This window comes from Lacticaseibacillus manihotivorans DSM 13343 = JCM 12514, assembly GCF_001435035.1.
Lineage (GTDB): Bacteria > Bacillota > Bacilli > Lactobacillales > Lactobacillaceae > Lacticaseibacillus > Lacticaseibacillus manihotivorans.
Map to the genome: position 1 here is coordinate 1 of NZ_AZEU01000035.1, position 5,041 is coordinate 5,041.

2 protein-coding genes and 1 pseudogene are annotated in these 5,041 nt (G+C 47.4%); 2 read left to right on the forward strand and 1 reads right to left on the reverse strand.

Annotated elements, in window-relative coordinates; genetic code table 11:
* Positions 1–51: 51 nt before the first annotated feature.
* Positions 52–627: pseudogene (locus tag FD01_RS02325) on the reverse strand (transporter substrate-binding domain-containing protein); the annotation flags it as partial.
* Between the two features lie 188 nt (positions 628–815).
* Between FD01_RS02325 and FD01_RS02330 the strand changes: the two are divergent.
* Both FD01_RS02330 and FD01_RS02335 read left to right on the forward strand, forming a co-directional pair.
* On the forward strand, positions 816–1,931 hold the full coding sequence (locus FD01_RS02330; RefSeq protein ID WP_056962459.1) for a GGDEF domain-containing protein: 1,116 nt from the start codon (positions 816–818) through the stop codon (positions 1,929–1,931).
* A 125-nt stretch (positions 1,932–2,056) separates the two neighbouring features.
* Entirely contained in the window at positions 2,057–4,225 is a 2,169-nt protein-coding gene (locus tag FD01_RS02335) for a Tex family protein (RefSeq protein WP_056962460.1), read from the forward strand.
* Positions 4,226–5,041: the final 816 nt, after the last annotated feature.

Genomic DNA, 5,041 nt, shown 5'->3' on the forward strand with positions numbered 1-5,041 from the left:
GGCCTAAAACTTCCGGCGTTGAAGTGCTCTTCAACACCAAAAATTTTAGACCCATTGTAAGACAGGCTGATCATCGAAGCACGCCACTGAGTTGCCCGTCAACACATCTTGATACATGTTGTTGGAATCATCGAAGGTGACGGTGGTGAAGCCGTATTTCTGCTTGATCGAGTTGGCATAGTCTGCTGCGGCAGTACCGGTTTTAATGGCGACGCGCTTGCCACGCAGATCCTTTAACGATTTAATGTCAGAGCCTTTTTTGACGGCGGCGACTGGACCGGTTGGGTAGTACGGCTTGGACATGTCAAATTTTGCAGAACGCTCTGGGGTGATGGTCATCCCGGCGATCACCCCATCGATTTGTTTGGCTTCCAAAGCTTGGACTGCGGCGTTGAAGCCGACTGCTTTGACGGTGACTTTAAAGTGTTCCGCTTTGGCGATCGCATGGATCAAATCGATATCAATGCCGACATATTTGTTTTGCTTGTTGGCAAATTCAAACGGCGCATACGTGTCGTCAGTATAGAAGGTATAGGACTTTTCAGCGGCGTGAGTCGGCGTTGGAAACAAGAGACACAACGCGGTCAAAAAGCCGAGTAGTGCGGTAATGAGTGCAGTTTTCTTCATAATTGACTCCATTTCCTGAAAATACAATAATTATACAATAGTGAAACTGGTCTAACTTGTCCAGCGCTGGTGTTAGTTTTTCGTACATACCCAATTTTATTGAAGAAAAGTTGAAAAAAATGTCGTTTTTACCCAGCGTAAGCGGTATATTAGAAGTATGTAAAATCATGGGGCAAAGGTTGAGCTGAATGGGTATTGTTATCAACAAAACATTTTGGATGTTCTTTTTTATGATCGGCTTTGTCGGCAGTGTCGACATTATTGCCACGTTAGGCCCTGAAGCCATCCACCGGCTGTTCAAAAAAGACGTGTCGTCAGCAAGTTTGCTGGCCGCGTACTTGTGGCTAGTGTTGTTGTTTGTGGCCATTTTGCGGCATTACAACACGACCAGTGCCATCACCGCATCAGTCTTGCGCAACGGGGCGTTGATCTATGTCGCCACGCGGATCAAAAATCCCAAGATCCACGGGTTGATGTTGGTTGGGGTGTACTTGTGTTATTACCCGTGGTGGGGATTCAACGTTCCAGACATGCTGGGCTTGGCTGTCGTGTTCGGGGGGCTAGAATTGGTCAATGTTTACCAACACTGGGTAACGGCCAAACATTGGCGTTACCTTTCATTGACTGCTTTAATGTCAGTGGCATTGTGGACGGTCACTGAACTGGTGCATCATTATGACATGTGGTTGACAGTGCAAGTGGTGGTCATGTTCATTTTGCTATTAGGCGTCGCGGACTTGTACGACCGGCTCTTACGTTATCGTCGCAAACAAACCAAAAAGCTCACGTACGGCAATAATCATGATGAGCTGACTGGGGTGCGCAGCTTGGCACTGTTTCGCAAAGACTATGTTTGGTTTCAAAGTCAAATGGCCGCGTCTAATGGTGATAACTTACATTTGGTGATGATGGATATCGATCATTTTAAAGCCATCAATGATACTTATGGGCATTTGATCGGGGATGAAGCCTTGATCAACTTCGCGCGGGATGTGGAGAGCTACTTTATTCCGATGGATTATTATGCGGCAGTGTATCGCACCGGTGGGGAAGAATTTAGTATTTTGATGTATGGCTTGAGTGATGATCAAGCGCGCCAGGCCATCGATGATTATTTCAAGCGCCTGAAACAATTGGTGGTGCTGCGCGAAAATCCCAAGCTGCGGCTCACGGTTTCAGCTGGGATCTCTTCAATTCAAGACGCTGAAGTGGTGTTAAAAGACTTTATCGAAAAAACTGACATTAACTTGTATGCGGCCAAGCATGGCGGGCGCAACCAAGTGGTGCAAACTAGAAGTGCTTAGTGTGAATGGCTGAATCGTTAAAAACGACTCAGCCATTTTTTTGAACAGGAACTGGTTTGTTGAGATGGTATAATGGACTCACGCCAGCGTAGTGATTGGCGACTAGGCCTTGTAAAGGAATGATCATGATCGATACACAAACATTGCAATTGATGCAACCAGAACTCGGCGGCATTTCAACGCGCCAAGTCAAAACGGTTTTAGATTTAATGGATGCTGGCAACACTGTGCCCTTTATCGCGCGGTACCGCAAAGAAATGACTGGCAGTTTGGATGAAGTCCAAATCCAGGCCATTGAAACTAGCTTCAATCGCGTCACGGCTTTGCAAGAGCGCAAGCAAACTGTGATCAAAGCCATCTCGGAGTTGCACAAACTCACACCTGAATTAAAAAAAACCATTCAAGCCGCCACCAAGCTTCCTGAAGTGGAAGACTTGTATTTGCCCTACAAACAAAAGCGCCAAACCAAAGCGACCATCGCCAAAGCGCAAGGCTTAGAACCCTTTGCCCGTTGGATTTTGACATTGCCAGCAGGAAACTTGGCCGACGAAGCCGAGAAATACGTTAAAAAAGATGTGAAAGATGTCGATGCGGTGTTAGCTGGTGCTACTGAGATCTTGGCGGAAACTTTTAGCGAAGTCAGCACTTATCGCAATTGGATCCGGCATTTTACAGAGCGTACTGGAAAGCTGAAGACCAAACTGCGGCCTAAAGCTGAAGCACTTGACGAAAAAGAAGTTTATAAACAATTCTATGATACCGAAATCAGCTTGCGGCATATTTCGGCGACGCGCACGTTAGCCATCAATCGCGGCGAAAAAGCCAAGATCTTGTCGGTGAAAATTGTCGTGGACAACGAATCCGTTGAGAGTTATTTTCATTTTCGCTTGATCGGACACCACAAAGCAAACCAAGCCACCGCCTTTGTCGAAAATGCTTATCGTGAAGCTTACAAACGCTTCATCGGGCCAGCCATTGAACGTGAATTGCGCAATGAACTGACGGATCAAGCCAATGCCCAATCGATCGATGTGTTCGGGCAGAATTTGTACAACTTGTTGATGCAAGCGCCAGTCAAAGGCAAGGTGGTGTTAGGCTTTGATCCGGCGTACCGCACCGGCTGCAAACTGGCGGTGATCGATGAAAATGGGAAGTTCTTAGCCAAAGCCGTCATTTACCCACATAAACCCGCACCACAAGCTAAGCGCAACGCTGCCGCTGGTGAGTTCCGCGACTTGTTAGAAAAATATCACGTCACCATGATCGCCATTGGGAACGGCACTGCCAGTCGTGAATCCGAACAATTCGTGGCCTCGGTGCTGCGCGATGTCCCACGCGATATTTATTATGCTATCGTCAATGAAGCCGGGGCGTCAGTTTATTCTGCCAGCCAAGTCGCTCGGGATGAATTTCCTGATTTGCATGTTGAACAACGCTCAGCGATTTCCATTGCCCGCCGCTTGCAAGATCCCCTGGCAGAATTGGTCAAAATCGATCCTGAAGCCGTCGGTGTCGGTCAGTATCAACATGATCTGCCTGCCAAAGACTTGGATGCGCAAGTGGATGCCGTCGTTGAACGCGCTGTTAATCGCGTCGGCGTCAATGTGAACACTGGGTCGGCACAATTATTGACCCGCATTTCTGGTTTGAATAAGACAATCGCTGAAAATATTGTGGCCTATCGTGATGAAAACGGCAGTTACGATAACCGTCGGCAATTGTTGAAAGTTCCACGCTTAGGCCCGAAAGCCTATGAACAAGCAGTTGGCTTTTTGCGCATCATCAATGGTTCAGTACCATTAGACAATACGGATATTCACCCGGAAAGTTATCCGGTGGCCAAGCAGATTTTGAAACAAGCGGGTGTTTCTGCTGATGAATTAGGCACCCCGACCATGATCGCAAAAGTGCAAGCCGTTGATGTGGCGCCTTTAGTGACAGATAAAGTCGGGACAGAAACCTTGAGAGATATCGTGTCGAGTTTGGAAAACCCCGGACGCGATTTGCGGGATGCCTTGCCACAGCCGTTATTGCGCCAAGACGTGTTGACGATGGAAGACTTGGTGCCGGGGATGAAGCTCCAAGGCACAGTGCGCAACGTCGTGGACTTTGGGGCTTTTGTCGACATCGGTGTCAAACATGACGGCTTAGTCCATGTGTCGCGCATGGCCAATCATCGGGTGAGTGATCCTAAATCGGTCGTTGCCGTTGGTGATATCGTGGATGTGTGGATCGAATCTGTCGATACCAAACGCGAACGCATTCAGTTGACCATGATCGAACCAAAACATTAACTTCATATAGAAGAAACACAGTTGAGGTCAGTCATGAGGACTGATCTCGACTGTGTTTCTTTAACTTGAAAAATAACTGATTATACTAATTTAAAATACTTGACTTTATTTTGAGAAGGCGCTATCATTGTGTCGAATTCAAGGTGGAGATAGTAGCTTAGCGCAGGTTGCTTGAAACTCTTCGCAACGGGGGGCAGATCCCCGCAAACCCCGTGAGACTGATCCGCAGTGGCCCAGCTTAATTGTTGGTAGTCATTGGATCTCTAGCATCAGAAGTGCCGGCACTGAGGGGTTCCTTAAGGAGCTCATTTGATCACACCGGATCGATTTCCCCATGGTGACATGGGAAGCAAGTGACGCCTGTATCCGAAAGGCAATGCAGAGCTGATTAGGCGTTAAAGTGGGTTAGGGCCAATCCCCCAGGCTTACGCAGACACGGGCTTGGATACATTTGGCAACTGTAGAATCGTAATTGCATTGGCGTTGAAGCCGCAAGTCCACGAAATAGGTGACTGTTTCGTGGACTTGTTGTGCTTTTAAGCGAAGATTTGCTGTGTGGCGCAATCGGTAATCTGCTAATGACAGGCCACTGGAATGTTCGCCAGATCGTCGTGATCAAAGTTTTGAGGATACGGGAGCTAAAGGTCCGGCATATGCAAAACATCGTTGAGTCGCTTACCACAACCATTTTTTGATAAGTCAGGCATCGATCCAGAAATACGTGAATCGATGTTTTTTTGTATATCAATATAAATGATTGATTCGCAAATTGCAAGAACAAGTTAGCCACCCCATGGCACGACACCGTGAGATGAA

What these genes read in the sequence shown, in the direction of transcription:
- FD01_RS02330 (WP_056962459.1), top strand. Translation starts at nt 816, where the DNA reads ATGGGTATTGTTATCAACAAAACATTTTGGATGTTCTTTTTTATGATC.
- FD01_RS02335 (WP_056962460.1), top strand. Translation starts at nt 2,057, where the DNA reads ATGATCGATACACAAACATTGCAATTGATGCAACCAGAACTCGGCGGC.